The organism is Pseudoxanthomonas sp. LARHCG66 (assembly GCF_052871755.1).
In genome coordinates this window covers 533,435-559,921 of sequence record NZ_JBIXJW010000001.1, presented here as the reverse complement: position 1 = coordinate 559,921, position 26,487 = coordinate 533,435, and the positions used below count along the sequence as shown (strand labels likewise).

The window sequence follows — 26,487 nt, the reverse complement described above, 5'->3', positions numbered from 1 at the left end:
GGCGGGTGAGGGGCGACGGAGCCCTTGTCTTCAATCGTGGCGCGGTGTTTCGAGTGCTCCTTTTTCCAGTCGCTCGATAGGGTCGTCATCGCCGAGGCGGTGATGGCTCCGGCGCGCCCCTCATCTGCCTTCGGCACCTTCTCCCCGCAGGCGGGGAGAAGGGAACAGCAGGATCAGGCCAGCGCTTCCCGCGCCGGCACGTACGCGTAACCGAGATCGTCGGCCACGGCCTTGTAGGTGATCTTGCCAGCGTGCACGTTCAGGCCGTTGAGCAGGTGCTCGTCGTCCAGCATGGCCTGCTTCGCGCCCTTGTTGGCCAGCTGCACGGCGAAGGGCAGGGTGGCATTGGTCAGGGCGAACGTGGACGTGCGGGCGACGCCGCCGGGCATGTTGGCCACGCAGTAGTGGATGATGCCGTCCACTTCGTAGGTCGGGTTCTGGTGGGTGGTGGCCTTCGAGGTTTCGAAGCAGCCGCCCTGGTCGATCGCCACGTCCACCAGCACCGAGCCCGGACGCATCAGCTTCAGCTGGTCGCGCGAGACGAGCTTGGGCGCGGCCGCGCCGGGGATCAGCACGGCGCCGATCACCAGGTCGGTGTCCGGCAGGCGCTCTTCGATGGCGTCGCGGGTTGAGTAGATCGTGGTCAGCTGGTGGCCATACAACTCGTCCAGGTACTTCAGGCGATCAAGCGAGCGGTCCAGGATGGTGACGTGCGCGTTCATGCCCATCGCCATGCGTGCGGCGTTGATGCCGACCACGCCGCCGCCGATCACCAGCACTTCGGCCGGCTTCACGCCCGGCACGCCGCCGAGCAGCACGCCGGAACCGCCCTGCGCCTTCTCCAGCGCGTGCGCGCCGGCCTGGATCGACATGCGGCCGGCGACTTCCGACATCGGCGCGAGCAGCGGCAGGCCACCCTTGCGGTCGGTAACGGTTTCATAGGCGATGCAGGTGGCGCCGGAGGCGACCAGCGCCTTGGTCTGCTCCGGATCGGGTGCGAGGTGAAGGTAGGTGTACAGCACCTGGCCCGGGCGCAGCATGGCGCACTCGTTCGGCTGCGGCTCCTTGACCTTGATGATCATGTCGGCGCGGGCAAAGATCTCTTCGGCGGTATCGACGATCTGCGCGCCGGCCTTGACGTACTGCTCGTCGGTCAGGCCGATGGCCTTGCCGCCGTCGCGCTGCACGAGGACCTGGTGGCCATTGGAGACGAGTTCGCGCGCGCCGGCCGGGGTAAGGCCGATGCGGTATTCGTGGTTCTTTATTTCCTTGGGGACGCCAATCAGCATGTTGCTCTCCAGTAGCGGGAAGGGGCTTCGCGCGTGGGGAGCGCTGGTGCCATTGGTCCGTAATTTTACGCGGTTGCCCGTATGGTGTCCGCCAGGACATTCACGATCCGGTCGATGTGGTGCTTTTCCACGATCAGGGGCGGCGACAGGGCGATGACGTCGCCGGTCACCCGGATCAGCAGGTGGCCCTCGTGGAAGGCACGACTGAACACATCGTAGGCCCGCGCGCCTGGTGCACCGGTGCGTGGCGCCAGCTCGATCGCGCCGACAAGACCGTAGTTGCGGATGTCCACGACGTTGGGCAAGCCCTTGAGCGAATGCAGCGCATCCTGCCAGTAGTCGCCGAGTTCCAGCGCCTTGTCGAAGAGGTTTTCTTCCTCGTACGTATCGAGCGTGGCCAGCGCAGCGGCGCAGGCCAGCGGATGGCCGGAGTAGGTGTAGCCATGGAACATGTCGATGGCGCTGTCCGGCCCGCTCATGAACGCGTCGAACATGCGGTCCGACACGAAGGTGGCGCCCATCGGCACGCAGCCGTTGGTGATGCCCTTGGCGGCGGTAATCATGTCCGGCGTGACGCCGAAGCGCTGCGCGCCGAAGGCATGCCCCACGCGGCCGAAGCCGGTGATCACTTCGTCGAAGATCAGCAGGATGCCGTGCCTGTCGCAGATCTCGCGCAGCCGCTGCAGGTAGCCCTGCGGCGGGATCACCACGCCGGCGGAACCGGAGATCGGCTCGACGATGACGGCGGCGATGGTGGAGGCGTCGTACAGCGCGATCTGCCGCTCAAGGTCTTCGGCCAGTTCGATGCCATGCGGCGGCAGGCCTTTCGAGAACGCATTGCGCGACACGTCAAGCGTGTGGCGTATGTGCGAAACGGCGGGAAGTCCTGGGCCGAACCACTTGCGGTTGTTCGGCAGGCCACCCACGGACGTGCCGCCGAAGCCGACACCGTGGTAGCCCTTCTCGCGACCGATGAAACGCGTGCGTTGGCCTTCGCCGCGTACCCGGTGGTAGGCCAGGGCGATCTTCAGCGCGCTGTCCACGGCTTCCGAGCCGGAGTTGCTGAAGAACACCTTGTTGAGGTCGCCCGGCGCAAGCGCGGCCAGTCGTTCCGCCAGCCTGAACGGCAGCGGCGAACTCATCGAAAAATTGGGCGCGAAGTCGAGCGTGCCGATTTGCTGCCTTACCGCTTCGACGATGCGGGGCCGCGCATGGCCGGCGTTGCAGCACCACAGGCCGGCGGTGGCATCCAGCACCTCGTTGCCGTCGACATCGCGGTAGTACATGCCGGACGCGCTGGCGAGCAGCCGGGGCTTCGCCTTGAACTGCCTGTTGGCCGTGAACGGCATCCAGAAGTGGTCGAGCGAGGCGGGTGCCTCCAGATTCTGGCGGGCGTAGTGGTCGGCCAGGGCGGAGGAGGTGTCGTCGGCGCTCATCGCGGCTCCAGGGGACGGGACGGATGCGGGCAGCTTAGCGCGTTGAAAAAACTTTACAACCGATGTGCCGTGGGTCCCCCTGAGCGCATCGCTGTTGTAGGAGGGGCTTTGGCCCCGACGCTTTCACGCCAGAAGCCTCGGGGCTAAAGCCCCTCCTGCAAAACGCCGGTCCGGGGCTTTCCAGCAGGGTTGCCCAGGGGTGTAAAGTATCCCGCAACACTTTCCGCTTTCCTGCAAGGGTGGTGATGGACATCGGCGCACGCCTGCAACTGGTCCGCAAATCCAAAAGCCTCAGCCAGCGCGAGCTGGCCAAGCGCGTGGGCGTCACCAACAGCACCATTTCGCTGATCGAGCAGAACAAGGTCAGCCCGTCGGTGAGCTCGTTGAAGAAGGTGCTGGACGGCATCCCCATTTCGCTGGCCGACTTCTTCACGCTCGACCTGGAAAAGGGGCTGCCCGACAGCCCGTTCTATGTGGCCGACGAATTGCCGGACGTGGGCAGCAACGGCATCCATTACTTCCTCGTCGGCCAGCACCGCCCGCAGCGCCAGATGTGCATCCTGCGCGAAGTGATGCCGCCGGGCAGCGATACCGGCGACAGCATGCTGGCGCACGACGGCGAGGAGGGCGGGGTGGTGATCGCAGGCGAAGTCGAGGTCACCGTCGGCGACCAGGTGCGCGTGCTGAAGGCCGGAGAGGGCTATTACTTCGAAAGCCGCACGCCGCACCGTTTCCGCAATGTCGGCGACACCGATGCCGTGATTGTCAGCGCCAATACACCGGCGACGTTCTAGATGATTCGAGCCCCTCTCCCGTCGGGAGAGGGGTTGGGGTGAGGGTCCGGCGAAGCCATTGCACTCCGGCATCACGGACTCCGCCCCACCCTCATCCGGCGCTTCGCGCCACCTTCTCCCGGTGGGAGAAGGGAACACAGCCAGGAGCTTCCATGAGCAACCCCCGCACGCAACAGGACTGGCAAGCGATGGCCGGCACGCTGTCGATCCGCACGCAGGCCTTCATCGACGGCAAGTACGTCGATGCCGCCTCGGGCAAGACCTTCGACTGCGTCAGCCCGATCGACGGGCGCGTGCTGGGCCGGGTCGCCGATGGGCAGGAAGAGGACATCAACCGCGCCGTCGCCGCCGCGCGACGCAGCTTCGATGCAGGCGCGTGGTCCAACGCACGGCCGACGCATCGCAAGAAAGTGCTGCTCAAGCTCACCCAGCTGATCGAACAGCATGCGGACGAGCTGGCGCTGCTGGAATCGCTCGACATGGGCAAGCCGGTCAGCGACGCGCGCAGCGTCGATATCGCCGCCACCATCCGTTGCATGGGATGGACCGCCGAAGCGCTGGACAAGGTGTATGGCGAAGTCGCCGCCACCGGCCAGGACGAGCTGGGCCTGGTGACGCGCGAACCGTTGGGTGTCATCGGCGCGATCGTGCCGTGGAATTTCCCGCTGCTGATGGCGTCGTGGAAGCTTGCCCCGGCGCTGGCGATGGGCAACTCCATCGTGCTGAAGCCGTCGGAGAAGTCACCGCTGACCGCGATCCGCCTGGCCGAACTCGCGATCGAGGCCGGCATCCCGGCGGGGGTGCTCAATGTGGTGCCCGGTTTCGGCAAGACCGCGGGGGAGCCGCTGGCGCTGCACATGGACGTGGACGGACTGGTGTTCACCGGCTCCACCGCGGTCGGCAAGCGCCTGTTGCAGTGTGCAGGCCTGTCGAACATGAAGCGCGCGTACATGGAGTGCGGCGGCAAGAGTCCCAACCTCGTCTTCGCCGATGCGCACGATCTGGACGTAGCCGCGAAGGCCGCGGCGGGCGGCATCTTCTACAACCAGGGCGAAGTCTGCACCGCAGCCTCGCGCCTGCTGGTGGAGCGGTCGATCAAGGATGAGTTCGTCGCGCGCGTAGTCGAGGCCGGCAAGGCGATGCGACCCCGCCATCCGCTGGATCCCGGCGCGCCGATGGGCGCGATGGTGGACGAAGGCCAGACGCAGCGCGTGCTCGACTACATCGAGAAGGGCAAGGCCGAGGGCGCGAAGTTGGCGCTGGGTGGCCAGCGCGCCGACGTGGTGAGTGGTGGGTGCTATATCGAGCCAACCGTGTTCGACGATGTGGCGCACGAGCACACCATCAGCCGCGAGGAGATCTTCGGGCCGGTGCTGTCGGTGATCGCCTTCGACAGCGAAGAGGAAGCACTGCGCATGGCCAACGACAGCGAGTACGGGCTGGCGGCGGGCGTGTGGACGCGCGACATCAGCCGCGCGCATCGCGTGGCACGCAAGTTGCGCGCGGGCAGCGTGTGGGTGAACTACTGGGACGGCGGCGACATGACCGCGCCGTTCGGGGGCTACAAGCAGTCCGGCAACGGGCGCGACAAGTCGTTGCACGCCTTCGACAAGTACACGGAGATCAAGGCGACGTGGATCAATCTGGGGAGCTGACGAGGTGCTCCTTCTCCCGGCAAGCGGGGGCCACGCTGTTCTTTCTCCCCGCGAGGCGGAAGACATGCTGTTCCTTCTCCCCGCAAGCGGGGAGAAGGTGCCCGGAGGGCGGATGAGGGGCGGGCGCGGCAATCAGTCGGGCGCGCAGCTCTCGCATCTCCGTTCGCCCCTCACCCGCCTTCGGCACCCTCTCCCCGCAGGCGGGGAGAGGGAAGTCCCAGCAAGCACCTCGGCTTGTGGTTCTGCCAAAATCGCCCCGACCCACCGATCGGCTACTCCATGACCGCCAGCGCCGCCGCTTCCGCGCCCACCAACTCGCCCGGCCGTGTGCTGTTCGCCAGCCTCATCGGCACCACCATCGAGTTCTTCGATTTCTACATCTACGCCACGGCGGCGGTGCTGGTGTTTCCGCACCTGTTCTTCCCGCAGAGCGATCCCACGACGGCCACGCTTCAATCGTTCGCCACCTTCGCACTGGCATTCATCGCGCGGCCGGTCGGCTCGGCGTTGTTCGGCCACTTCGGCGACCGCGTGGGGCGCAAGGCGACGCTGGTAGCGGCGCTGCTGACGATGGGCATCTCGACCGTGGTCATCGGCCTGCTGCCGACCTACGCGCAGGTCGGCATCATGGCGCCGGTACTGCTGGCGTTGTGCCGTCTGGGGCAGGGCATCGGCCTGGGCGGCGAGTGGGGTGGCGCCGTGTTGCTGGCGACGGAGAACGCGCCCCCGGGCAAGCGGGCGTGGTACGGCATGTTCCCGCAACTCGGTGCGCCGATCGGCTTCCTCTGCTCCACCGGCATCTTCCTGCTGCTGACCCAGCTGATGACGGACGCGCAATTCCTGGCATGGGGCTGGCGCATCCCGTTCGTCGCCAGTGCGGCGCTGGTCTTCGTCGGTCTGTGGGTGCGGCTGCGGATCACCGAGACACCCGATTTCCAGAAGGCGCTGGATCGCGACGAGCGCGTCAAGGTGCCGATGCTCACCACGGTGCGCGAACATCCCTTTGCGCTGCTGACCGGAACGTTCGCGCTGGTGGCGACGTTCGTGCTGTTCTATCTGATGACCGTGTTCGCGCTGAGCTGGGGCACGTCGAAGCTGGGCTACTCGCGCGAGCATTTCCTGCTGCTGCAGATGGTCGGCGTGCTGTTCTTCGCGCTGACGATTCCGCTGTCCGCACTGTATGCCGACCGCTTCGGGCGTCGCAACGCGATGATCGTGGCCACGCTGCTGATCATCGGTTTCGGGTTCGTTTTCGCCCCGCTGCTGGAATCCGGCAGTGACCTCGGCGTGCTCGCGTTCCTGGCGCTGGGGCTGGGCGCGATGGGGCTGACCTATGGTCCGTGCGGGACGATCCTGGCGGAGATGTTTCCCACGGCGGTGCGCTATACCGGCGCGTCGCTGGCATTCAACCTTGCGGGCATCCTGGGCGCGTCGCCCGCGCCCTACATCGCTACGCGCCTCGGCGAACGCTATGGCCTGGCATCGGTGGGCGGGTATCTGGCCGCGATGGCGGTACTGACATTGCTGGCGCTGCTGGTGATGCCGCGGCGCAGGTAGCGTGCGCCATGTGCGGGGTCGTGCGATGCGGGTGAGCGCGCGCGGTGCACGCTAGCCGAACAGTCGCTTCACGGTGCGGCTCAGCCAACCGCCCTGCTGGTGGTCCTTCACGAACTGGTTGAGATGGCGCTTCACGGAATCCGCGTAGGCCTTGTCGTCGTTGCGGATGTGGTTGAACAGCCAGCGCGACAGCATGCTGCGCAGTTCGTCCACGATGTCCTCGCCGGCCTCGAAGCGCATGCGGTATTCGGAAACGCGCTTGGTGAACACTTCATGCACGCGCTTGTGAGCAGCGCTGAAGGGATAGCCCGCTTCCTCCATCAGCTCCTCCTCGAACGCGAAGTGCGACAGCGTGTAGTCGACCAGTTCATCGATCACTTCGGCCACGGCGAAGCGTTCCATCGACTTCTGGGTGATGTGCAGGTGGTTGATCATCTCCACGATGCGGCGGTGCTGGCCATCGATGATGTCGATGCCCGTATCCATGTCGTCCTGCCAGATCAGCAGTGTCATGAGCGTGTCCCCTGCCGGCGGATGCCGGAATGCAGGGGCAATCTAGGTGTGCGCCTGTGTCGCGGCATTGATCGGGATCAATGCCGCGACAGGTGGTCGCAGCAGAGGTTGGCCGTTGTAGGAGCGACGCCCCTCAGCCGCTGGACACCACCCGGTTCCGCCCACCCGCCTTTGCCAGGTAGAGGCGTCGGTCAGCTTCGCTGAGCAGGTGATTGAGCGTCTGGCCCGGGAAACGCGTCCGGAAGACGCCGATGCTGACCGTCATGCGCAGCTTGTGGCTGCCGATGTCGACTTCCAGCGCTTCTATCGCGGTGCGCAGCGATTCGAAATACTCCACCGCTTCGCTTTCACCCAGGTAGGGCACCAGTGCACAGAACTCCTCGCCGCCGAAACGGGCGATAAGGTCTTGCGTGCCGGCATGTCTGGCAATGGTCTGGGCCACCGCCTTGAGCGCCACGTCGCCGGCTTCGTGGCCGTAGGTGTCGTTGATGTGCTTGAAGTGGTCGATGTCGATGATCGCCGACGTCACCGACTGCTGCCGACCCAACGTATTGGGCAACAGCGCGTGGCATTCGGCCAGGAAGTGGCGGCGGTTGGGCAGGCCGGTGAGGAAGTCGCGCGTGGCCAGGTCCTGCAGCGTGCCGATCAGTTCCAGCTGGTCGATGTTCTGCGAGACGCGGCAGAAGAATTCTTCGCGCGAGAAGGGCTTGTGCAGGAAGTCGTTGGCGCCGCTCTTGAGGAAGCGCGGCACCAGGCTGCCATCGCTGGTGCCCGAAATGCCGATGATCGCCAGGTGGTCGCGCGCATGCCGTGCACGCAGGCGACGGGTGAACTCATGCCCCTTCATGCCGGGCATTTCCTGGTCGACGATGGCCAGACGGATGTCCGGGTTGGCATCCAGCATCGTCAGGCCGGCCTCTCCATCCGCCGCTTCCACCACGCGGAAACCGTACATCGACAGCAGCGCCGCCGCATGCTGACGGGCCGAGCGCGAGTCGTCGACGATCAGCGCGGCGATGCGGCGATTGCGTTCCAGCCGCTGCACCAGCCAGACCAGGTAATCGATGCTGCCCGGCGTGTTCTTGAGTACGTAGTCCACGACCTGCCGTCGCAGCACCTGTTCGCGCAGGCTGTCGTCGTAGACGCCGCTCACCACCACCGTGGGCAAGTGGCGCGACAGGAAGAACTCCACCACCTCGTCGTGGCTGCCGTCGGCCAGCACCAGGCTGGTGACCACCATGAACCAGTCCGGATGCTTCTCCAGCGTCGCGCGCGCCTCGCCGAGGGTCGAGGCATAGACCACCGGGAGAGTGAGTTTCTGCTCGATGGCCTCGCCGATCAGCCGCGCATGCGTGCGCGAGTTCTCCACCACCAGGATGCGTTGTGGCAGGGGCGAATTGCTTGCAGGGGCGGTTGGAACACGCAGGGGTGTCGGCATCGTCATCGGCGCCACGGGGTATCCATGTACCCGTTATCGGCCGCGCCGTGACGGACTTGAGAGCGCCGTCACGGAACCGGCGCGTGCAGCGGCGTCACCAGAGGGCGTCGCGAAGCTTGTACCAGGCCATCGCGGCGACCAGGAGCGGGGTGCGCAGGGCGCGTCCGCCGGGGAAGGGGTGATGGCGGATCCTGGCGAACAGGTCCAGCCGTTCGGCCTGTCCGCGGATAGCTTCGGCGATCACGGTACCGGCCAGCCCGGCGGCGATCACGCCATGGCCCGAGAAGCCCTGCGCGAAGTACAGGTTCGGCGCCAGCCGGCCCCAGTGCGGGGCACGGTTGAGGGATATGTCGATCATTCCGCCCCACAGATACTCGATGCCCACGTCGCGCAACTGCGGGAAGACGCGATGCATGCGCCGCCTCATCACGCCGCGCAGGTTGGGTGGCGTCATCGTCGAGTAGCTCGCGCGCCCACCGAACAGCAGGCGGTGGTCGCGGCCAAGACGGAAGTAATCCAGCGCCCAGTTGGTGTCGGCCACGGCCATGTCGTTGCGGATCAGCTCGCGCGCACGCGCCTCTCCCAGCGGCGGCGTGGCGGCGATGTAAGTGCCGACCGGCATCATCCGCGATTCCAGTTCGGGCGCGATGCCGCGCAGCAGCGCGTTGCCGGCGAGGATGACCGTGTCGCAGACGACTTCGCCGCGGGCGGTCTTCAGCACGGGTCGCGCACCACGGACCAGTTGGATGACGCGCGAGCCTTCGAAGATCCGCGCGCCGGCGGCCAGCGCCGCACGACCCAGGCCAAGCGCATAGGCGAGCGGATGCAGGTGGCCGCTCAGCGGGTCGTACATCGCGCCCAGGTAGCGGTCACTGGCCAACTCGGCGCGCAGCCGCTCGCGGCTCCACCACTGCACGGGGTGGCCGTAGCGTGTGTTGAAGTCCTCGATCGCGTGCTCGACCTCGCGCTGTTGGCGCGGCTTGATCGGCACGGTGGCGTGGCCATCGCGCCAATCGCAGTCGATCCCGTGCCGGTCGATGCGACCCCGCAGCCAGCGCAGGCCGTCCACCGACAGGTCGAACATCTTCTTCGCATCGTCGAAGCCGACGAGCGCTTCCAGTTTCGCCTCTCCGCAACCGAAGCCCGCGATGGCCTGGCCGCCATTGCGGCCAGAGGCGCCCCAGCCGATGCGCTCGGCTTCCAGCACGACGACCTTGTAGCCGGCTTCCGCCAGTTCCAGGGCTGCCGACAGGCCGGTATATCCGGCGCCGAGGATGCAGGCATCGGCGTCCACGCGCCCCTGCAGCACCGGTTGCGCAGGTAATGGCGTGGCGCTGGCGGCGTACCAGCTGTCGGGATAGGACATGCCGGGGGAGACGGTCATGACGTTCCCCTGTCGTCATTCCGGCGGACGCCGGAATCCACGTTGCTGTTTCGCTGTCCGGCAGCAGCGAGAGCAAGATGGATGACCCGCCGTTCGGCGGTTGAGAGCCCGGCGTCCGCCGGAATGACGGCTGGAAGAGCGCGCGACATTCGTCTCACACCGACCGCAGGTACCACGCGTACTCCAGATCCGTCACCTCGGTATAGAAGCTGTGCATTTCCTTGAGCTTCTGCTGGCCGTAGATGTGCTGGAACGAGGTGCCGAACTGCCCGCGGATGAACTCCGAACCCATGAAGGCGCCGATGGCCTCGCGCCAGAACGGAGTACGGATCTCGGTCTGGTCGTAGGCGTTGCCGGTCACCGGCGGACCGGGGTCGAAACCCTCCTCCATGCCGTGCAGCATGCCGGCGAGTACCGCGGCGGTGACCAGGTAGATGTTGGCATCGGCACCGGCGATGCGGTGCTCGATGCGCGTGTTGGCTTCGTCGCTGTGCGGGATGCGCATGGCGACGGTGCGGTTGTTGTAGCCCCACACGTCGTTGAGCGGCACGAACGCATTCAGCACGAAGCGGCGGTAGCTGTTGGCATGCGGTGCGAACAGCAGCAGGCAGTCCTGGTCGCTGCGCTGCAGGCCGCCGATGGCGTGCTTCAGGGCCTCTGCCGGCGCTGAAGGCGGCGAGGCGAAGATGTTGCGGCCGCTGGCATCCAGCACGCTGGCATGGATATGCATGCCGCTGCCGGCCTGCTCGGCGAACGGCTTGGCCATGAAGCTGGCCATCAGTCCCTGCTGCTGCGCGGCGGCCTTGATCGCGCGCTTCAGGTAGATCGCATCGTCGCAGGCGAGCAGGGCGTCGTCGCGGTGCTTGAGGTTGATCTCGAACTGTCCCGGCGCGTACTCGGCCACCGCCGTGTCGGCGGGAATGCGCTGCGCCCGGCAGATGGCGGCCACCGCATCGGTGAAGCCCCGGTAGTCGTTGAGGTCTTCCATGTAGTAGACCTGCGTGCTGGTGTTGCGCTGGCCGGTCGCCGGATTGATCGAGGTGCGTGGGCGGCCGGCGTCATCCATGCGCTGGTCGAACAGGTAGAACTCCAGTTCCACCGCCACCACGGGCTTCAGTCCGCGCGCGGCGTAGCGCGCCAGCACGCGCCTGAGCACTTCGCGCGGATTGGCCTCGAACATGCCGCCCTGCGCATCCTCCATGCTCAACAACAGTTGCGCAGCCGGGCGTGGCGACCACGGCACCGGCCGCAGCGAACCGGGCACGGGCCGGCACACGCGGTCCTCGTCGCCGATGTCGTAGCCCAGGCCGGTTTCCTCCACGGTGTTGCCGGTGATGTCGGTGGCGATCAGCGACATCGGCAGGCACACGCCGTCGCGGTACACCTTCTCCAGGGCATCACGGGTAACGCGCTTGCCGCGCAGCAGGCCGTTCATGTCCGGCAGCAGCAGGTCGATCTGCTCGCAATCGGGGATCGAGGCCAGCGTGGCGGCGTCGTCGACAGGCAGGGAAGGCGCGGCGGAATCGGGGCGCATGATGGTGTTCCTGGAGGCTGCGGGCAGCTTAGCAGAGCTGCCGGTGCGTCAAGAATACTCAACGCCTGAATTCCTCCAGGTCAATGAAATGCCCGAAATTGGTGCCGCAGCGCACCATATCGGCGCCGAAAACGCCATCCTGGCGTGTCGTGTTGTAAAAATAAAACGGCCGGGTTAACTTGCCTGCAAGCCACTTCGGGCTTCCTGCATGACCCCGCTGCCGCGGGTCGGTCTGCCGACCGACCACAAGCAAATCGGTGCACATCCCTTCCTCGCTGTCGGCGAGAAATATGTGCGCGCGGTGGTCGACGGGGCCGGCTGCCTGCCGCTGCTGGTGCCCACGCTGGACCCGGTGCTGCCACTGCGCCAGGTGCTGGAGGGCCTCGATGGCCTGCTGCTGACCGGCGCGGTCAGCAATATCGAACCGCATCATTACAGCGACGAATCCAGCTACGAAGGCAACCTGCTGGATCCCCGCCGCGATGCCACCAACCTGCCGCTGATCCCGCTGGCGATCGAGATGGGTGTGCCGGTGCTGGCGATCTGCCGCGGCTTCCAGGAAGTCAACGTCGCCTTCGGGGGCAGCCTGTACCAGAAAGTGCACGAGCAGCCCGGCTTCATGGATCATCGCGAGAAAAGGGACGATCCGCTGGACGTGCAGTACGGTCCTGCGCACGACATCGCGCTGGTGCCGGGTGGCGTGCTGGCCACGCTGGTCGGTGACACGCGTGCCACCGTCAATTCGCTGCATGGCCAGGGCGTTCGCCGCCTGGGCGAAGGGCTGGTCGTCGAAGCGCAGGCGCCGGATGGGTTGATCGAGGCGTTCCGCCACGACGGCGCCGCCTTCATGCTGGCCGTGCAGTGGCACCCCGAATGGAAGGTCGCCGAAAACCCGTTCTACCTTGCTCTTTTCCGGGCATTCGGCGACGCCTGTCGCGCCCGTGCGGCAGGGCGCGGAGGCGTGGCATGAAGCGGCGGCATCCACCGCCATGGGAGGGCGGGCGCTGAAGCGCCCGTGTCCAATGTCGCCGGCCGTCCCGCGCCGGTGCCTCCCTTCCCAGGACCGTGTTCCCCATGAGCCAGAAACAGACACAGCGAAAAAAAGCCGCCGCCGCCGAGCCTTCCGAAAGTTCGCTGCGCCGTTGGCTGAAAGAGCGCAGCATCACCGAGGTCGAGTGCCTGGTACCCGACATCACCGGCATCGCGCGCGGCAAGATCATCCCGGCCGACAAGTTCAGCCACGACTACGGTACGCGCCTGCCCGAGGGCATCTTCGCCACCACCGTCACCGGCGATTATCCCGACGACTATTACGAGCTGACCTCGCCGTCGGACTCAGACATGTTCCTGCGGCCCGACCCCGACACCGTCCGCATGGTCCCATGGGCCACCGACCCTACCGCGCAGGTGATCCACGACTGCCACACCAAGGACGGCAAGCCGCATGACCTGGCGCCGCGCAACGTGCTGCGGCGCGTGCTGGCCGCGTACGAGAAGGAAGGGCTCCGCCCGGTGGTGGCACCGGAGCTGGAGTTCTTCCTGGTGCAGAAGAACACCGATCCGGATTTCCCGCTGCTGCCGCCCGCCGGCCGCTCGGGCCGTCCCGAAACCGCGCGGCAGTCGTACTCCATCGATGCGGTCAACGAGTTCGACCCCATCCTCGACCTGATGTACGACTACTGCGATGCGATGGAACTGGACGTGGATACGCTGATCCACGAATCCGGCGCCGCGCAGCTGGAAGTCAACTTCACCCACGACGATGCCCTGTCGCGCGCCGACCAAGTGTTCCTGTTCAAGCGCACGATGCGCGAAGCGGCGATGCGGCATGGTGTGTACGCCACCTTCCTGGCCAAGCCGATGGAAAACGAGCCCGGCAGCGCCATGCATATCCACCAGAGCCTGCTGGACGTGAAGACCGGCCGCAACGTGTTCACCGGCAAGACCGAGGGCAAGGGCAGCAAGCTGTTCGGCCATTACCTGGGCGGCCTGCAGAAGTACGTGCCGATGGCGATGGCGTTCTTCGGTCCCAACGTCAACTCCTACCGGCGGCTGGCGCTGGGTCAGGTGGCGCCGATCAACGTGCAGTGGGGTTACGACAACCGTACCTGCGGCCTGCGCGTACCGATGGACACGCCGGAAAACATGCGGGTGGAAAGCCGCTTCGCCGGTTCCGATGCCAATCCGTATCTCGCCATGGCCGGCACGCTGGCCTGCGGCCTGCTGGGCATCCGCGAACAGCTCAAGCCGACCGAACCGCTGTCCAGCAGTGCGCAGGACATCGGCTTCGAGCTGCCGCGCTCGCTGGGCGAGGCGCTGGACGAACTGGAAGGCTGCAAGCCGCTGCAGGACCTGATGGGCGCGCGTTTCGTGCGTGCCTACGTGTCGGTGAAGCGCAAGGAATACGAGACCTTCTTCCGCGTGATCAGTTCGTGGGAGCGGGAGTTCCTGTTGTTGAACGTCTGAATGCTGTTCCCTTCTCCCGCCGGGAGAAGGTGGCGCGAAGCGCCGGATGAGGGTACGGCGGCATCGGGATGGTTCACCGCCGATGGTTCTGCCGGACCCTCACCCCAACCCCTCTCCCAATGGGAGAGGGGCTCAATCATTGGAGCGTGTATGAACCAACTCGACACCCGCACCCTGCAGAAGCTCGATGCCGAGCACCACCTGCATCCGTTCAACGACAACGCCGCGCTGGCGAAGAAAGGCACGCGCATCCTCACCAAGGGCGAGGGCTGCTACGTGTGGGATGCGGAAGGCAACCAGCTGCTCGACGCCTTCGCCGGCCTGTGGTGCGTCAACATCGGGTATGGGCGCACGGAGCTGGGCGAGGCCGCATCGAAGCAGATGACGCAGCTGGCCTACTACAACAGCTTCTTCCAGTGCACCACCGAGCCGACGATCGCACTGGCGGCGAAGCTGGCCGAGCTGGCGCCGGGCGATCTCAATCACTCCTTCTTCGTCAATTCCGGGTCGGAGGCCAACGACACCATCCTGCGCCTGGTCCGCCATTTCTGGGCCGTGCAGGACAAGCCGCAGAAGAACATCTTCATCGGCCGCCACGATGGCTACCACGGCACCACCATGGCCGGCGCCAGCCTCGGTGGCATGAAGGGCATGCACAAGCAGGGCGGGTTGCCGATCCCCGACATCCACCACATCGATCCTCCGTTCTGGTTCGCCGACGGCGGCGACATGGACGAGGACGAGTACGGGCTGGTTGCCGCACGCCGACTGGAGGACAAGATCCTCGAACTCGGCCCGGACCGCGTGGCCGCCTTCATCGGCGAGCCCATCATGGGTGCCATCGGTGTCTACATTCCGCCGAAGACCTACTGGCCCGAGATCGAGCGCATCTGCCGCAAGTACGACGTGCTGCTGGTGGCCGACGAAGTGATCTGCGGTTTCGGCCGCACCGGCGAGTGGTTCGGTTCCCAGTACTTCGGCTTCCAGCCGGACATCATGCCGGTGGCCAAGGGCATCACCTCCGGCTACATCCCGCTGGGCGCGGCGATGTTCAACGACCGCGTGGCCAAGGTGCTGAAGGAGCAGGGCGGCGAACTGGCGCACGGGGCCACGTACTCGGGCCACCCGGTGTGCGCGGCGGTGGCACTGGAGAACATCCGCATTCTCCAGGACGAAAAGATCGTCGAGCGCGCGAAGACCGAGGTCGCGCCCTACCTGGCGCAGCGCTGGGCCGAGCTGGGCGAACACCGGCTGGTCGGGCAGGCGCGCATCGCCGGCATGGTCGGCGCGCTGGAACTGGTGCCGGACAAGCGCAAGCGCGCGTTCTTCCCCGAGCGCGGCACCGTCGGTCCTCGCTGTCGCGACCACGCGCTCAGGCACGGCCTGATCCTGCGCGCCACCTGGGACGCGATGCTGCTGTCGCCTCCGCTGGTGATCACCGGTACGCAGGTGGACGAGCTGTTCGACAAGACATGGAAGGCGCTCAACGACACTGCCGACGATCTGGGGCTGTGAGGCCTCGCCGCGATGCGTGCGCTGCGTCACGGCGTCGCGGCCCGGGCGTATGATGTTTCCATCCCCCGATCCTGATTCCATGGAGACCCCGATGAAGCTCAAGACCCTCACCGTCATGCTGGCCGCCGCCGTGCTGGCAGCCTGTGGCGGCAAGGACGGGCAGGCCACGGCCGACGCGCCCTCGAAGACCCTCAACGTCTACAACTGGTCCGACTACATCGCCGAGGACACGATCCCGAACTTCGAGCAGCAGTCGGGCGTCAAGGTCACCTACGACGTGTTCGACAGCGACGAGATGGTCGAGACCAAGCTGCTGGCCGGCAGCAGTGGTTACGACGTGGTGGTGCCGTCGCTGAGCTTCCTGGGACGGCAGATCCAGGCCGGTGTGTTCCTGCCGCTGGACAAGAGCAAGCTCCCGAACCTGAAGAACCTCGACCCGAAGATGCTCGAGCGCATCGCGCTGCAGGACCCGGGAAACCAGTACGCAGTGCCCTACCTCTGGGGTACCAGCGGCATCGGCTACAACGTCGACAAGATCAAGGCCATCTTCGGCGACACCGCCGTGACCGGCAGCTGGGACGTGGTGTTCAAGCCGGAGAACGCGGCCAAGCTGAAGGACTGCGGCATCACGGTGCTGGACACGCCGTCGGAGCTGATCCCGATTGCGCTGAACTACCTGGGCGAAGATCCGCACAGTTTCGATCCGGCCACCATCGACAAGGCGGCGGCGCTGCTGAAGTCGATCCGCCCGTATATCCGCAACTTCCACTCTTCGTCGTACATCAACGACCTGGCCAACGGCGATGTCTGCCTGGTAGTGGGCTGGTCGGGCGACATCATCCAGGCGCGCGACCGCGCCGCCGAAGCGGGCAACGGCGTCAACGTGGCGTACTCGATCCCGAAGGAAGGCGCGCCGCAATGGTTCGACATGCTGGCCATCCCGAAGGATGCGAAGAATGTCGACAACGCCTACGCCTTCATCAACTACCTGCTCGACCCGAAGGTGGCGGCGGCGAACACCAACTACGTGACCTATCCGAACCCGGTGCCGGCGTCCCGGCCGCTGGTCGAGAAAAGCATCGCGGATGATCCGACGATCTATCCGCCGGCGGACGTGGACGCGAAACTGTTCACCTTCGCGGTGCTGCCGCCGGAAGTGGATCGCCAGTACACGCGCATCTGGACGGAGCTGAAGACCGGACGCTGACACACACGAGGGCGCGGGCCATGACGGACGCGCCCTTCGTCATCGTGGCGTCACCCACGGGAGCGGGTGGCGACACAGGGGAGGGGAGAAGGGGAGCAACGCCGGCACGGAACAGGCCATTGCAATGACAGCATGCCCGCAGCGGCCACAGGCCGGTACGGGACCACATCAAGCCGCCCTTGCGGGCCGAACGGAGAGAGATTGATGAAACTGCGCGTACTGGCAACCACCCTGGCCCTGTGCACCCTCGCCGCATGCGGCGGAAAACCCGCCGGGGAAGGCGGCACCGACACCGGCGGCGCCAAGCAGGTCAACGTCTACAACTGGTCCGACTACATCGCCGAAGACACCATCCCGAACTTCGAGAAGAGCACCGGCATCAAGGTGACCTACGACGTGTTCGACAGCAACGAGGTGCTGGAAACCAAGCTGCTGGCGGGCAGCAGCGGTTACGACGTGGTGGTGCCGACGATGAACTTCCTCGGCCGGCAGATCCAGGCCGGCGTGTTCCTGCCGCTGGACAAGAGCAAGATCCCCAACTACGCCAACCTCGACCCGGCCATCATGAAGCGGCTGGAGAACCAGGACCCCGGCAACCAGCACGCCATTCCCTACATGTGGGGCACTACCGGCATCGGCTACAACGTCGACAAGGTGAAGGCGGCCTTCGGCAACACCGACATCGCCAACAGCCTGGACATCGTGTTCAAGCCCGAGAACATTTCCAAGCTGAAGGACTGCGGCGTGACTTTCCTGGATACGCCTTCGGAGATCATCCCGATTGCGCTCAACTACCTGGGCGAGGATCCCAACAGCCAGGACGCGGCGGTCATCGACAAGGCCGCCGCGCTGCTGAAGACGATCCGCCCGTACATCACCAATTTCCATTCCTCGCAGTACATCGACGCGATGGCCAATGGCGACACCTGCCTGGTCGTGGGCTGGTCGGGCGACATCATCCAGGCGCGCGACCGCGCCGCCGAAGCGGGCAACGGCGTCAACATCGCCTATGCCATCCCGAAGGAAGGCGCGCCGCAATGGTTCGACATGCTTGCCATCCCGAAGGGCGCCAAGCACATCGATGAGGCCTATGCCTTCATCAACTACCTGCTCGACCCGCAGGTGATGGCGAACAATTCGAACTTCATCAGCTATCCGAACGCGATCCCCAAGGCGAAGGACCTGATGGAGAAGACGATCACTGAGGATCCGACGATCTATCCCACGCCCGAGGTGGAAGCCAAGCTGTTCACCTTCGCCATCATCCCGCCGGAAGTGGACCGCCAGTACACCCGCATCTGGACGGAACTGAAGACCGGCAAGTAAGCGCCGCGGCCGGTACGGGCGATGCCCGTGCCGGTGTCCGGCGGACCCACGCGATATATCGATGGCCGGCGCCCACGCGGTCCGGCGACCAGGGGAATTCCATGGCGGCAGAACAGGGCAACGGCGGCAAGGACGCGGGGCAGGGCGGCAAGGCGAACCCGCAGGAGTACCTGCGCATCGTCGACGTGCGCAAGGAGTTCGACGGCTTCGTCGCCGTGGACGACACCAACCTGACGATCCGCAAGGGCGAGATCTTCGCGTTGCTGGGTGGATCGGGCAGCGGCAAGTCGACGCTGCTGCGATGCCTCGCCGGTTTCGAGAAGCCCTCGTCCGGCAAGATCTACCTGGACGGGCAACTGCTCAACGACCTGCCGCCGTACGAGCGGCCGCTCAACATGATGTTCCAGTCCTACGCGCTGTTCCCGCACATGACGGTCGAGCAGAACATCGCCTTCGGCCTGAAGCAGGACGGCCTGTCGAAGGACGCGATCAGGAAGCGCGTTGAAGAGATGCTGGCGCTGGTACAGCTGGGCAAACTGGCCAAACGCAAACCGCACCAGTTGTCCGGTGGCCAGCAACAGCGCGTTGCGCTGGCGCGCTCGCTGGCGAAGGGCCCGAAGCTGTTGCTGCTGGACGAGCCGATGGGCGCGCTGGACAAGAAGCTGCGCTCGCAGATGCAGCTGGAGCTGGTGAGCATCATCGAGAAGTCGGGCGTGACCTGCGTGATGGTCACCCACGACCAGGAAGAGGCCATGACCATGGCCACCCGCATCGCGCTGATGGACCAGGGCTGGATCCGCCAGGTCGGCACGCCGGACGAAATCTACGAGCAGCCCACCAGCCGCTTCGCCGCCGAGTTCATCGGCTCGGTCAACCTGATCGAAGGCGTGGTGGAGGAAGACGAAGCCGACTACGTCACCATCCGTTCGCCGCAGCTGCCGGACCCGATCTACATCGGCCATGGCATCTCGGGCTTCGAAGGACAGGAGGTCGGCTTCGCGGTACGGCCGGAAAAGCTGGGCATCGGCAAGCAGGAACCCGAACAGCCGCACAACAAGGCGAAGGGCGTGATCGAGGACATCGCCTATTTCGGCAGCCACTCGGTCTACCACCTGCGCCTGCCGAGCGGGTACAAGTTCATGGCCAACTTCGCCAACGTGCAGCGCTGGGCCAGCGAAGGCCTGACCTGGAACGACGAAGTCTGGGTGTGGTGGGGCGACAACGACGGCGTGGTGCTGACCTCATGAACATCCTCCGTTCCCTGGGCAAGCGCCTGCCGGGGCCGCGCTGGGGCGTCATCTCGGTGCCCTACGTGTGGCTGCTGCTGTTCTTCGCCATCCCGTTCCTGATCGTGCTGAAGATCTCCTTCGCCAAGCTGGCGATCGCGATGCCGCCGTACACGCCCATCCTCGAGTACATCGACGAGGCGTTGACGCTCAAGCTCAACCTGGGCAACTACACCGCGCTGTTCACCGACTCGCAGTACTTCCAGGCGTATCTGAGCTCGATCAAGATCGCCGCTATCTCCACCTTCCTCGCGCTGCTGGTGGCGTACCCGATCGCCTACGTCATCGCACGCCTGCCGCCGTCGTCGCGCAACATCGCGATGATGCTGGTGGTGCTGCCGTCGTGGACGTCGTTCCTGATCCGCGTCTACGCATGGATCGGCATCCTCAAGAACAACGGCCTGCTCAACAACCTGCTGATGAAGATCGGCATCATCGACGAGCCCCTGCAGATCCTGTACACCCCGCTCGCGGCGTACATCGGCATCGTCTACTGCTACCTGCCGTTCATGGTGTTGCCGCTGTACACCAACCTGGTGAAGCACGACAACCGCCTGCTGGAGGCCGCCTACGACCTGGGTGCGAAGCCCTGGAAGGCGTTCTTCACCATCACGCTGCCCCTGTCCAAGGCCGGCATCATCGCGGGGTGCATGCTGGTGATGATCCCGGCGGTGGGGGAATTCGTGATTCCCGAGCTGCTCGGTGGCCCGGACACGCTGATGATCGGCCGCGTGCTGTGGGGCGAGTTCTTCAACAATCGCGACTGGCCCGCGGCGTCGGCGGTGGCCATCGTCATGCTGATCCTGCTGCTGGTCCCCATCCTGATCTTCAACCGCGTACAGCAACGCGAGCTGGAAGGGAGGCTGACATGAGCCGCGTCGGACAACGTACCGTCAACTGGCTGGTGCTCGGGCTGGGTTTCGCTTTCCTGTACGTGCCGGTCTTCATCCTGATGGTGTACTCCTTCAACGAATCGCGCCTGGCCACGGTGTGGTCGGGCTTCTCGTTCAAGTGGTACGGCGAGCTGTTCCGCGACGAGAAGATGCTGCGTGCCGCCTGGATCAGCATCAAGGTGGCGTTCTGGACCGCCAGTGCCGCGGTGGTACTGGGCACGATGGCGGCGCTGGTGATGACCCGCATGCGCCGTTTCCCCGGCAAGACCCTGTTCGGTGCGCTGATCACCGCGCCGCTGGTGATGCCGGAGGTGATCATCGGCCTGTCGATCCTGCTGATGTTCGTGTCGCTGGGGCAATTCATAGGCTTCAAGCCGGGCGGCATCCTGTCGATCTGGATCGCGCACGTCACCTTCACTCTGGCCTTCGTCACCGTCGTCGTGTCCTCGCGCCTGTCGGAACTGGACAAGTCGCTGGAGGAAGCCGCGATGGACCTGGGTGCCAACCGCATCAAGGTGTTCTTCCTGATCACGTTGCCCATCATCGCGCCCGCCCTGGTGTCCGGCTGGCTGCTCGCCTTCACGCTGTCGCTGGACGATGTGGTGATCGCCAGCTTCGTCGCCGGTCCGAGTTCGACCACATTGCCGATCGAGGTGTTCTCGTCGGTGCGGCGGGGCCTGAGCCCGAAGATCAATGCGCTCGCCACCTTGATGATCCTGGTGGTCAGCGTGGCGGCATTCCTGGGCTGGTGGTTCATGTATCGCGAGGAGAAGCGTCGCCAGCGCGACGTGCAACTGGCGTTGCAGGAGAACGGATAGCAATCGGGAGGAGGAGGGGCGGGTCGCCGATGGCACGTCGCAGCGCTTGCCCGTCATCCCAGCGTAGGCCGGGATCCAACTTGCTTCTGTCCTGGATCCTGTGGGATTACGCGAAAGTCAAAATGGATCCCGGCTTGCGCTTGGATGACGGTGGAGGAGTCCTGGAACGTCAACGGGCGTTGCAGGAGAACGGGTGGCAAGTTGGAAGCGGGTGGCAGGTCGCGGATGGCATGACCAGCGCTTGCCCGTCATCCCAGCGTACGCTGGGATCCAACTTGCTTCTGTCTGGGATCCTGCGGGACTGCGCGAAAGTCAGAATGGATCCCAGCTTGCGCTGGGATGACGGGGTGGGAGTGCCAGGGCGCGGCAAGCGGGACCCGCCACGGCGACGTAACGCCACGGCTCGCAGAATACACTCGGCTTTTTCCACGTATCACGACATCGAACGAACGCCATGACCATCGAAACCGTCAATCCCGCGACCGGACAGGTCGAGTACCGCCACGAACTGATGACTTCCGCGCAGATCGATGCCGTGCTGGCGGCGTCGCAGCAGGCGTTCCCGGCCTGGGCAGCGCTGTCGCTCGCCGAGCGGGGCAAGGTGCTGCGTGCGATCGGGGCCGAACTGCGCCGTCGCCGCGATGACATCCAGCGCACCACGACGGCCGAGATGGGCAAGCTGCGCAAGGAAGCCCTGGCCGAAGTCGACAAGTGTGCCGGCGCTTGCGACTACTACGCCGACCACGCGGCCGATTACCTGCAGGACCAGCCTGTCGCCACCGATGGCCAGCGCAGTTACGTGCGCTACGAACCCATCGGCTGCGTGCTGGCGGTGATGCCGTGGAATTTTCCCATCTGGCAGGTCTTCCGCTTCCTCGCGCCTGCCTTGATGGCCGGCAACGTGGCCGTGCTCAAGCACGCGAGCAACGTGCCGCGCTGCGCCGACGTCATCGGCGAGGTGCTGGCGACCGCCGGCTTGCCTGCGGGCGTGTTCGGTGTGCTGCACATCGACAACGACCAGGCAGCCGAGGTGATCCGCGATGCGCGCGTGGCCGCCGTGACGTTGACCGGCAGCGAACGCGCCGGACGCTCCGTGGCATCCAACGCCGGCAGCCAGTTGAAGAAGAGCGTGATGGAGCTCGGTGGCAGCGACGCCTTCATCGTGCTGGACGATGCCGACCTGGAGAAAACAGTGGCCGGCGCTGTCGCGTCGCGCTTCGGCAACGCGGGCCAGACCTGCATCGCGGCCAAGCGCTTCATCGTGCAGGACGCGATCGCGGACGAATTCGTGAAGCGCTTCGTCGAGGCGTCATCGAAGCTGCAGCTCGGCGATCCCCAGGACGAGGCCACCACGCTGGCACCGATGGCGCGCCAGGACCTGCGCGATGAACTGCACAAGCAGGTGCAGGCCAGCGTGTCGAAGGGCGCGAAGGTGCTGCTGGGCGGCGAGCCCGATGCGTCGCATGCGGGCTATCCGGCGTCGATCCTCGATGCCGTGGTGCCGGGCATGCCCGCCTACGAAGAGGAACTGTTCGGCCCGGTCGCCAGCATCCTGCGCGTCAGGGACGATGCCGAAGCCGTGCGCGTGGCCAACGACACCACGTTCGGCCTGGGCGCCAGCGTGTGGACGAAGGACGTGGAGCGGGGCGACCGCATCGCACGCCAGCTGCAGGTAGGCGCCGCCTTCGTCAACGCGATCGTGCGCAGCGATGTGCGTCTGCCGTTCGGCGGCACCAAGCGCTCGGGATTCGGTCGCGAGCTGGCCGGGCATGGCATCCACGAGTTCATGAACATCAAGTCGGTCTACGTGGCCTGACCTGCGTGGTGGAGCCTGGCTTGCCCGGCTCCGTCATGGTCGAGAAAGCCCCTCCTGCAGCGGGCATGCCATCGGTGGAACGGATGGTTACGTGGGTTGCCGTTCCTAAGCCGTCATGCCGGTGCCATCTTGTCGGCAGTTGAACTGGAGGCACCATGAACACTCTGACCGACACCACGCCCGCCCGGGTGATCCGCACGATCCGCGGCCGACCCACGTCCGATGGCGCGGGCGTCAAGCTGACGCGCGTGATCGGCGGCCCCGACCTGCCGGACCTCGATCCGTTCCTGCTGCTGGATGAGTTCGGCACGGACAAGGCCGAGGACTACCTCGCCGGTTTCCCCGAGCATCCGCACCGTGGCTTCGAGACCGTCACCTACATGCTGGACGGCCGCATGCGCCATCGCGACAACCACGGCAACGAGGGCCTGCTGACGCCGGGCGCGGTGCAGTGGATGACGGCGGGCCGGGGCCTGGTGCATTCGGAGATGCCCGAGCAGGAGTCCGGGCGGATGCGCGGGTTCCAGTTGTGGGTGAACCTGCCGGCGCGCGACAAGATGACGGCGCCGAAGTACCAGGAGTTCGCACCCGAGAAGATCCCGGTTGCGCACCCGGCCAAGGGCATCGACGTGAAGGTGATCGCCGGTGCTGTCGGCGATACGCAGGGACCGATCTCGCAACCGGCCACCGATCCGGTGTACCTCGACATCGCGCTGCAGCCGGGACATGCGTGGGAGTACACGCTGCCCGTCGGTCACAACGCGTTCGCCTATGTGTTCGAGGGTGCGGTGACGGTGGGCGAGGGCGACGAAGCCCGCCCGCTGGACACGCACGAGATGGGGGTGCTGGGCGGTGGCGACACGCTGCAGGTGCGTGCCGGCAGCCAGCCGGCACGGCTGATCCTGGTGGCGGGCCGGCCGCTGCGCGAACCGGTCATGCGGCATGGCCCCTTCGTGATGAACACGCGGCAGGAACTGATGCAGGCTTTCGTCGACTTCCAGGAAGGCCGGTTCTGACGCGAAGGGCGGCATGCCTTCCCGTCGAGGATGCCGCCGGCGGCGTCAGTTGCCGGCGGACAGTTGCGCGCTGGCCGCACGCACGTCGAGTTGCTGGGCCAGCGAAATCATCGAGCTGAGTTCCTGCGCGGAGTCCGCGTTGATCCAGACCTGCGCGTACTGGTCGTCGCCGAGTTCGACCACGGTGATGCGGCGGGACGCCATGGCCGGTATGGTTTCCTGTCCGCCCAGGTCCAGCTTGTACCAGTAGATCTCCTCGCCGGAGAACGTGCTCTCTTCTTCGCGCAGGCGCCGTTCCAGGCGGATCTTCGGATCGCGCGAGGTCAGCATCACGTTCAGTATCTGGCGTCCATCGGCGGTGATCGCCTTGCAGGCGATGAAGCTGGCATCGGCGCGCTGCTCCCACTGCAGGCCGGCGCTGGCGGGCAGGGTGGGGCACGAGGGTGCGGCCTGCGCCCACGCGGAGGCGGAAAAGAGGCCAAGGCAAACAGCAATCACGGTCTTCATGGATATCCCCTGGGTGGAGCGCCCCGGTAGGCGGAGCCAACTCGTCCGCGCGTCGTGGCAGGCCGCGTGCGGCCGCTGCGTAATCCCCTGGCATTCCACGACGTCGGCTGCCGTTTTCCCCCGGCAGTTGACCCGACCATAGCCCATGCTGCGTCGCAAAACAACGCAAGCGATGGCCGAACGGCGACACCCGTCACGCCGCGGGTCGGGCCTGTGCCCGGTGGTTCCGGGCACAGGCTGCAGGGCTCAGTCGCGATCCCGTCCCATCCAGCCGTAGAGCATGCCGCCGATCAGGCCGCCCAGGATCGGGGCCAGCCAGAACAGCCACAGCTGCCCGATGGCCGCCGGGCCGGCGAACAACGCCACTGCGGTCGAGCGTGCCGGGTTCACCGACGTATTGGTGACCGGGATGCTGATCAGGTGGATCAGGGTCAGCGCCAAACCGATCGCGATCGGTGCGAAGCCGGCGGGCGCGCGTCCATGGGTCGAACCCATGATGACGATCAGGAAGAACGCCGTGAGCACCACTTCGGTCAGGAACGCCGCCGCCACCGAGTAACCGCCGGGCGACATCGCGCCATAGCCGTTGCTGGCGAATGCGCCCGCCGAGTTCGGATCGACCGCGAAGGCCGGATTGCCGCTGGCGATCTGCCACAGGATGAAGCCGGCCGCGAGGCCGCCGAGCACCTGCGCCACGATGTACGGCACCAGGTCCTTGACCGGGAACCGGCCACCCGCCCACAGCCCGAAACTCACCGCAGGATTGAAGTGACCGCCCGAGATATGGCCGAACGCGTACGCGCCTGTCAGCACGGTCAGGCCGAACGCCAGTGCCACGCCGAGAAAGCCGATGCCGAGCGGGTTGCCGTCACCGCCGAAATGGGCTGCCAGGACCGCGCTGCCGCAGCCGCCCAGCACCAACCAGAATGTCCCCAGGAACTCCGCTGCGAGCTTCTTTGCCAGACTCATGCCAACCCCCATCGGTGTGCGTCCCGTCACATGACGGTGCGCGCACGATAGCGGAAGCCGCTCGCTGCAAGTGTTTGCTTTGCGTTATGCCGGGGGCATTCAAACGGCAATGAAGGAAGTGTCACATTGGCCGCGCGTGCGGGGTCCATCAGCGTTCGGGCAGGGGAATGAACTCGGTTTCGCCAGGGACATGGCCGAAGCGACCGTCCAGCCAGTCCTGCTTGGCCTGTTCGATGCGCTCCTTCGAACTGGAGACGAAGTTCCACCAGATATGGCGGGGCGCGTCGAGCGGTTCGCCGCCCATCAGCAGGCCCTTGAGCGGTGTCTTCGCGCGCAGCACCGGTCGGGTGCCACGGTCGAACACCACCAGGTGCTTCTCCGGGATGTCGGCGCCGTCCACCTGGGCGTCGCCTTCCAGGATGTAGAGCGCGCGTTCGGCGTGGCCGTTGTCGATCTCCAGTTCCGCGTCCGGCTGCAGGTCGACGGCGACATTGAACGTGCCGCTGAACACCTTCACCGGCGACTCTTCCCCGTACGCATGGCCGGCGATGACGCGCAGCCGGACGCCCGGGCGTTCCAGCACCGGCAGCGTGGCCGCCGTGTGGTGGTGGAACTCGGGCGCGACCTCTTCGTACGACGTCGGCAGTGCCACCCAGGTCTGCATGCCGTGCACCGTGTGCTGGCCGGTGCGGATATCCACCGGCGTGCGTTCGGAGTGGGCGATGCCGCGGCCGGCGGTCATCCAGTTGACGTCGCCGGGCGTGATCACCTGTTCCGAACCCAGCGTGTCCTTGTGGTTGATCGCGCCGGACCAGAGGAACGTCACCGTGGCCAGGCCGATGTGCGGATGCGGGCGGACATCGATGCCGCGCCCGGGCTCGAACACCGCCGGCCCCATGTGGTCGACGAATACGAACGGCCCCACGCTGCGGGCCTGCAGGCTGGGTACCGCGCGGCGCACATTGAAGCCGCCGCCGAGGTCGTGCACGCGGGGAGCGATGATCGTGGTCATGGGGGCGTCCTGATCGGGGTGGGCGGAAGCATCGCACGCGGGGCCGTGGCGCCGGC

The 26,487-nt window shown here is 66.0% G+C and carries 23 protein-coding genes; 14 read left to right on the top strand and 9 right to left on the bottom strand.

What is annotated here, in order from left to right:
* Positions 1–173: 173 nt before the first annotated feature.
* Both ald and ACIPRS_RS02700 read right to left on the bottom strand, forming a co-directional pair.
* Positions 174–1,289: an alanine dehydrogenase gene (gene ald, locus ACIPRS_RS02705; protein ID WP_192200692.1), complete on the bottom strand. Its 1,116-nt coding sequence runs from the start codon at positions 1,287–1,289 to the stop codon at positions 174–176.
* A gap of 65 nt (positions 1,290–1,354) precedes the next feature.
* Positions 1,355–2,725 (bottom strand): aminotransferase class III-fold pyridoxal phosphate-dependent enzyme, encoded by a 1,371-nt coding sequence (locus tag ACIPRS_RS02700; RefSeq protein ID WP_446537422.1) that lies wholly within the window; start codon positions 2,723–2,725, stop codon positions 1,355–1,357.
* 245 nt (positions 2,726–2,970) lie between these two features.
* Here ACIPRS_RS02700 and ACIPRS_RS02695 point away from each other — a divergent pair, with 245 nt between their 5' ends.
* From ACIPRS_RS02695 to ACIPRS_RS02685, 3 genes are all read left to right on the top strand, one after another.
* The gene (locus ACIPRS_RS02695) at positions 2,971–3,519 is read left to right on the top strand and encodes a cupin domain-containing protein (RefSeq protein WP_446537421.1); all 549 of its coding nucleotides are present in this window, start codon (positions 2,971–2,973) and stop codon (positions 3,517–3,519) included.
* A 152-nt stretch (positions 3,520–3,671) separates the two neighbouring features.
* A complete protein-coding gene (locus ACIPRS_RS02690; protein WP_446537420.1) occupies positions 3,672–5,174 on the top strand; it encodes an aldehyde dehydrogenase in 1,503 nt (500 codons plus the stop codon).
* A gap of 279 nt (positions 5,175–5,453) precedes the next feature.
* Entirely contained in the window at positions 5,454–6,731 is a 1,278-nt protein-coding gene (locus ACIPRS_RS02685) for an MFS transporter (RefSeq protein WP_446537419.1), read from the top strand.
* A 51-nt stretch (positions 6,732–6,782) separates the two neighbouring features.
* Here ACIPRS_RS02685 and ACIPRS_RS02680 read toward each other — a convergent pair whose 3' ends face one another.
* The 4 genes from ACIPRS_RS02680 to ACIPRS_RS02665 form a co-directional block, all read right to left on the bottom strand.
* Complete coding sequence (locus ACIPRS_RS02680; RefSeq protein ID WP_446537418.1) at positions 6,783–7,244, bottom strand: bacteriohemerythrin; 462 nt, start codon at positions 7,242–7,244, stop codon at positions 6,783–6,785.
* A gap of 133 nt (positions 7,245–7,377) precedes the next feature.
* On the bottom strand, positions 7,378–8,682 hold the full coding sequence (locus tag ACIPRS_RS02675; protein ID WP_446537995.1) for a GGDEF domain-containing response regulator: 1,305 nt from the start codon (positions 8,680–8,682) through the stop codon (positions 7,378–7,380).
* Positions 8,683–8,776: 94 nt separating this feature from the next.
* Entirely contained in the window at positions 8,777–10,066 is a 1,290-nt protein-coding gene (locus ACIPRS_RS02670; RefSeq protein WP_446537417.1) for an NAD(P)/FAD-dependent oxidoreductase, read from the bottom strand.
* A 154-nt stretch (positions 10,067–10,220) separates the two neighbouring features.
* Positions 10,221–11,600 (bottom strand): glutamine synthetase family protein, encoded by a 1,380-nt coding sequence (locus tag ACIPRS_RS02665; RefSeq protein WP_446537416.1) that lies wholly within the window; start codon positions 11,598–11,600, stop codon positions 10,221–10,223.
* Between ACIPRS_RS02665 and ACIPRS_RS02660 the strand changes: the two genes are divergently transcribed.
* From ACIPRS_RS02660 to ACIPRS_RS02610, 11 genes are all read left to right on the top strand, one after another.
* Positions 11,599–11,778, top strand: coding sequence for a hypothetical protein (locus tag ACIPRS_RS02660; RefSeq protein WP_192200699.1), 180 nt, complete (start codon positions 11,599–11,601; stop codon positions 11,776–11,778). The genes ACIPRS_RS02665 and ACIPRS_RS02660 overlap by 2 nt on opposite strands.
* 30 nt (positions 11,779–11,808) lie before the next feature.
* Entirely contained in the window at positions 11,809–12,570 is a 762-nt protein-coding gene (locus ACIPRS_RS02655) for a gamma-glutamyl-gamma-aminobutyrate hydrolase family protein (protein WP_446537415.1), read from the top strand.
* Positions 12,571–12,674: 104 nt separating this feature from the next.
* Positions 12,675–14,066 (top strand): glutamine synthetase family protein, encoded by a 1,392-nt coding sequence (locus tag ACIPRS_RS02650; protein ID WP_337730190.1) that lies wholly within the window; start codon positions 12,675–12,677, stop codon positions 14,064–14,066.
* Positions 14,067–14,216: 150 nt separating this feature from the next.
* Positions 14,217–15,581 carry an aspartate aminotransferase family protein gene (locus tag ACIPRS_RS02645; RefSeq protein WP_446537414.1) on the top strand — a complete coding sequence of 455 codons (1,365 nt, stop codon included), beginning with the start codon at positions 14,217–14,219 and terminating at the stop codon, positions 15,579–15,581.
* Between the two features lie 91 nt (positions 15,582–15,672).
* The gene (locus ACIPRS_RS02640) at positions 15,673–16,788 is read left to right on the top strand and encodes a polyamine ABC transporter substrate-binding protein (protein WP_337730188.1); all 1,116 of its coding nucleotides are present in this window, start codon (positions 15,673–15,675) and stop codon (positions 16,786–16,788) included.
* Between the two features lie 204 nt (positions 16,789–16,992).
* Positions 16,993–18,114 (top strand): polyamine ABC transporter substrate-binding protein, encoded by a 1,122-nt coding sequence (locus tag ACIPRS_RS02635; RefSeq protein WP_192200704.1) that lies wholly within the window; start codon positions 16,993–16,995, stop codon positions 18,112–18,114.
* 101 nt (positions 18,115–18,215) lie between these two features.
* The gene (locus ACIPRS_RS02630) at positions 18,216–19,361 is read left to right on the top strand and encodes an ABC transporter ATP-binding protein (protein ID WP_446537413.1); all 1,146 of its coding nucleotides are present in this window, start codon (positions 18,216–18,218) and stop codon (positions 19,359–19,361) included.
* A complete protein-coding gene (locus tag ACIPRS_RS02625; protein WP_446537412.1) occupies positions 19,358–20,272 on the top strand; it encodes an ABC transporter permease subunit in 915 nt (304 codons plus the stop codon). The genes ACIPRS_RS02630 and ACIPRS_RS02625 overlap by 4 nt, the downstream gene beginning before the upstream one ends.
* On the top strand, positions 20,269–21,111 hold the full coding sequence (locus tag ACIPRS_RS02620; protein ID WP_446537411.1) for an ABC transporter permease subunit: 843 nt from the start codon (positions 20,269–20,271) through the stop codon (positions 21,109–21,111). The genes ACIPRS_RS02625 and ACIPRS_RS02620 overlap by 4 nt, the downstream gene beginning before the upstream one ends.
* A gap of 454 nt (positions 21,112–21,565) precedes the next feature.
* The gene (locus ACIPRS_RS02615; protein ID WP_446537410.1) at positions 21,566–22,927 is read left to right on the top strand and encodes an NAD-dependent succinate-semialdehyde dehydrogenase; all 1,362 of its coding nucleotides are present in this window, start codon (positions 21,566–21,568) and stop codon (positions 22,925–22,927) included.
* Between the two features lie 155 nt (positions 22,928–23,082).
* The gene (locus tag ACIPRS_RS02610; RefSeq protein WP_337730185.1) at positions 23,083–23,943 is read left to right on the top strand and encodes a pirin family protein; all 861 of its coding nucleotides are present in this window, start codon (positions 23,083–23,085) and stop codon (positions 23,941–23,943) included.
* 45 nt (positions 23,944–23,988) lie between these two features.
* Here ACIPRS_RS02610 and ACIPRS_RS02605 read toward each other — a convergent pair whose 3' ends face one another.
* From ACIPRS_RS02605 to ACIPRS_RS02595, 3 genes are all read right to left on the bottom strand, one after another.
* Entirely contained in the window at positions 23,989–24,450 is a 462-nt protein-coding gene (locus tag ACIPRS_RS02605) for a hypothetical protein (RefSeq protein ID WP_446537409.1), read from the bottom strand.
* Between the two features lie 246 nt (positions 24,451–24,696).
* On the bottom strand, positions 24,697–25,419 hold the full coding sequence (aqpZ, locus tag ACIPRS_RS02600) for an aquaporin Z (protein ID WP_446537408.1): 723 nt from the start codon (positions 25,417–25,419) through the stop codon (positions 24,697–24,699).
* 148 nt (positions 25,420–25,567) lie between these two features.
* Positions 25,568–26,431 (bottom strand): pirin family protein, encoded by an 864-nt coding sequence (locus ACIPRS_RS02595; protein ID WP_337730183.1) that lies wholly within the window; start codon positions 26,429–26,431, stop codon positions 25,568–25,570.
* Positions 26,432–26,487 lie beyond the last annotated feature (56 nt).

Coding starts and splice junctions, on each gene's coding strand:
- ACIPRS_RS02650 (WP_337730190.1), top strand. CDS start 12,675: ATGAGCCAGAAACAGACACAGCGAAAAAAAGCCGCCGCCGCCGAGCCT.
- ACIPRS_RS02665 (WP_446537416.1), bottom strand. CDS start 11,600: ATGCGCCCCGATTCCGCCGCGCCTTCCCTGCCTGTCGACGACGCCGCC.
- ACIPRS_RS02655 (WP_446537415.1), top strand. CDS start 11,809: ATGACCCCGCTGCCGCGGGTCGGTCTGCCGACCGACCACAAGCAAATC.
- ACIPRS_RS02700 (WP_446537422.1), bottom strand. CDS start 2,725: ATGAGCGCCGACGACACCTCCTCCGCCCTGGCCGACCACTACGCCCGC.
- aqpZ (WP_446537408.1), bottom strand. CDS start 25,419: ATGAGTCTGGCAAAGAAGCTCGCAGCGGAGTTCCTGGGGACATTCTGG.
- ACIPRS_RS02640 (WP_337730188.1), top strand. CDS start 15,673: ATGAAGCTCAAGACCCTCACCGTCATGCTGGCCGCCGCCGTGCTGGCA.
- ACIPRS_RS02690 (WP_446537420.1), top strand. CDS start 3,672: ATGAGCAACCCCCGCACGCAACAGGACTGGCAAGCGATGGCCGGCACG.
- ald (WP_192200692.1), bottom strand. CDS start 1,289: ATGCTGATTGGCGTCCCCAAGGAAATAAAGAACCACGAATACCGCATC.
- ACIPRS_RS02645 (WP_446537414.1), top strand. CDS start 14,217: ATGAACCAACTCGACACCCGCACCCTGCAGAAGCTCGATGCCGAGCAC.
- ACIPRS_RS02660 (WP_192200699.1), top strand. CDS start 11,599: ATGATGGTGTTCCTGGAGGCTGCGGGCAGCTTAGCAGAGCTGCCGGTG.
- ACIPRS_RS02630 (WP_446537413.1), top strand. CDS start 18,216: ATGGCGGCAGAACAGGGCAACGGCGGCAAGGACGCGGGGCAGGGCGGC.
- ACIPRS_RS02605 (WP_446537409.1), bottom strand. CDS start 24,450: ATGAAGACCGTGATTGCTGTTTGCCTTGGCCTCTTTTCCGCCTCCGCG.
- ACIPRS_RS02620 (WP_446537411.1), top strand. CDS start 20,269: ATGAGCCGCGTCGGACAACGTACCGTCAACTGGCTGGTGCTCGGGCTG.
- ACIPRS_RS02615 (WP_446537410.1), top strand. CDS start 21,566: ATGACCATCGAAACCGTCAATCCCGCGACCGGACAGGTCGAGTACCGC.
- ACIPRS_RS02595 (WP_337730183.1), bottom strand. CDS start 26,431: ATGACCACGATCATCGCTCCCCGCGTGCACGACCTCGGCGGCGGCTTC.
- ACIPRS_RS02675 (WP_446537995.1), bottom strand. CDS start 8,682: ATGCCGACACCCCTGCGTGTTCCAACCGCCCCTGCAAGCAATTCGCCC.
- ACIPRS_RS02610 (WP_337730185.1), top strand. CDS start 23,083: ATGAACACTCTGACCGACACCACGCCCGCCCGGGTGATCCGCACGATC.
- ACIPRS_RS02635 (WP_192200704.1), top strand. CDS start 16,993: ATGAAACTGCGCGTACTGGCAACCACCCTGGCCCTGTGCACCCTCGCC.
- ACIPRS_RS02695 (WP_446537421.1), top strand. CDS start 2,971: ATGGACATCGGCGCACGCCTGCAACTGGTCCGCAAATCCAAAAGCCTC.
- ACIPRS_RS02685 (WP_446537419.1), top strand. CDS start 5,454: ATGACCGCCAGCGCCGCCGCTTCCGCGCCCACCAACTCGCCCGGCCGT.
- ACIPRS_RS02680 (WP_446537418.1), bottom strand. CDS start 7,244: ATGACACTGCTGATCTGGCAGGACGACATGGATACGGGCATCGACATC.
- ACIPRS_RS02670 (WP_446537417.1), bottom strand. CDS start 10,066: ATGACCGTCTCCCCCGGCATGTCCTATCCCGACAGCTGGTACGCCGCC.
- ACIPRS_RS02625 (WP_446537412.1), top strand. CDS start 19,358: ATGAACATCCTCCGTTCCCTGGGCAAGCGCCTGCCGGGGCCGCGCTGG.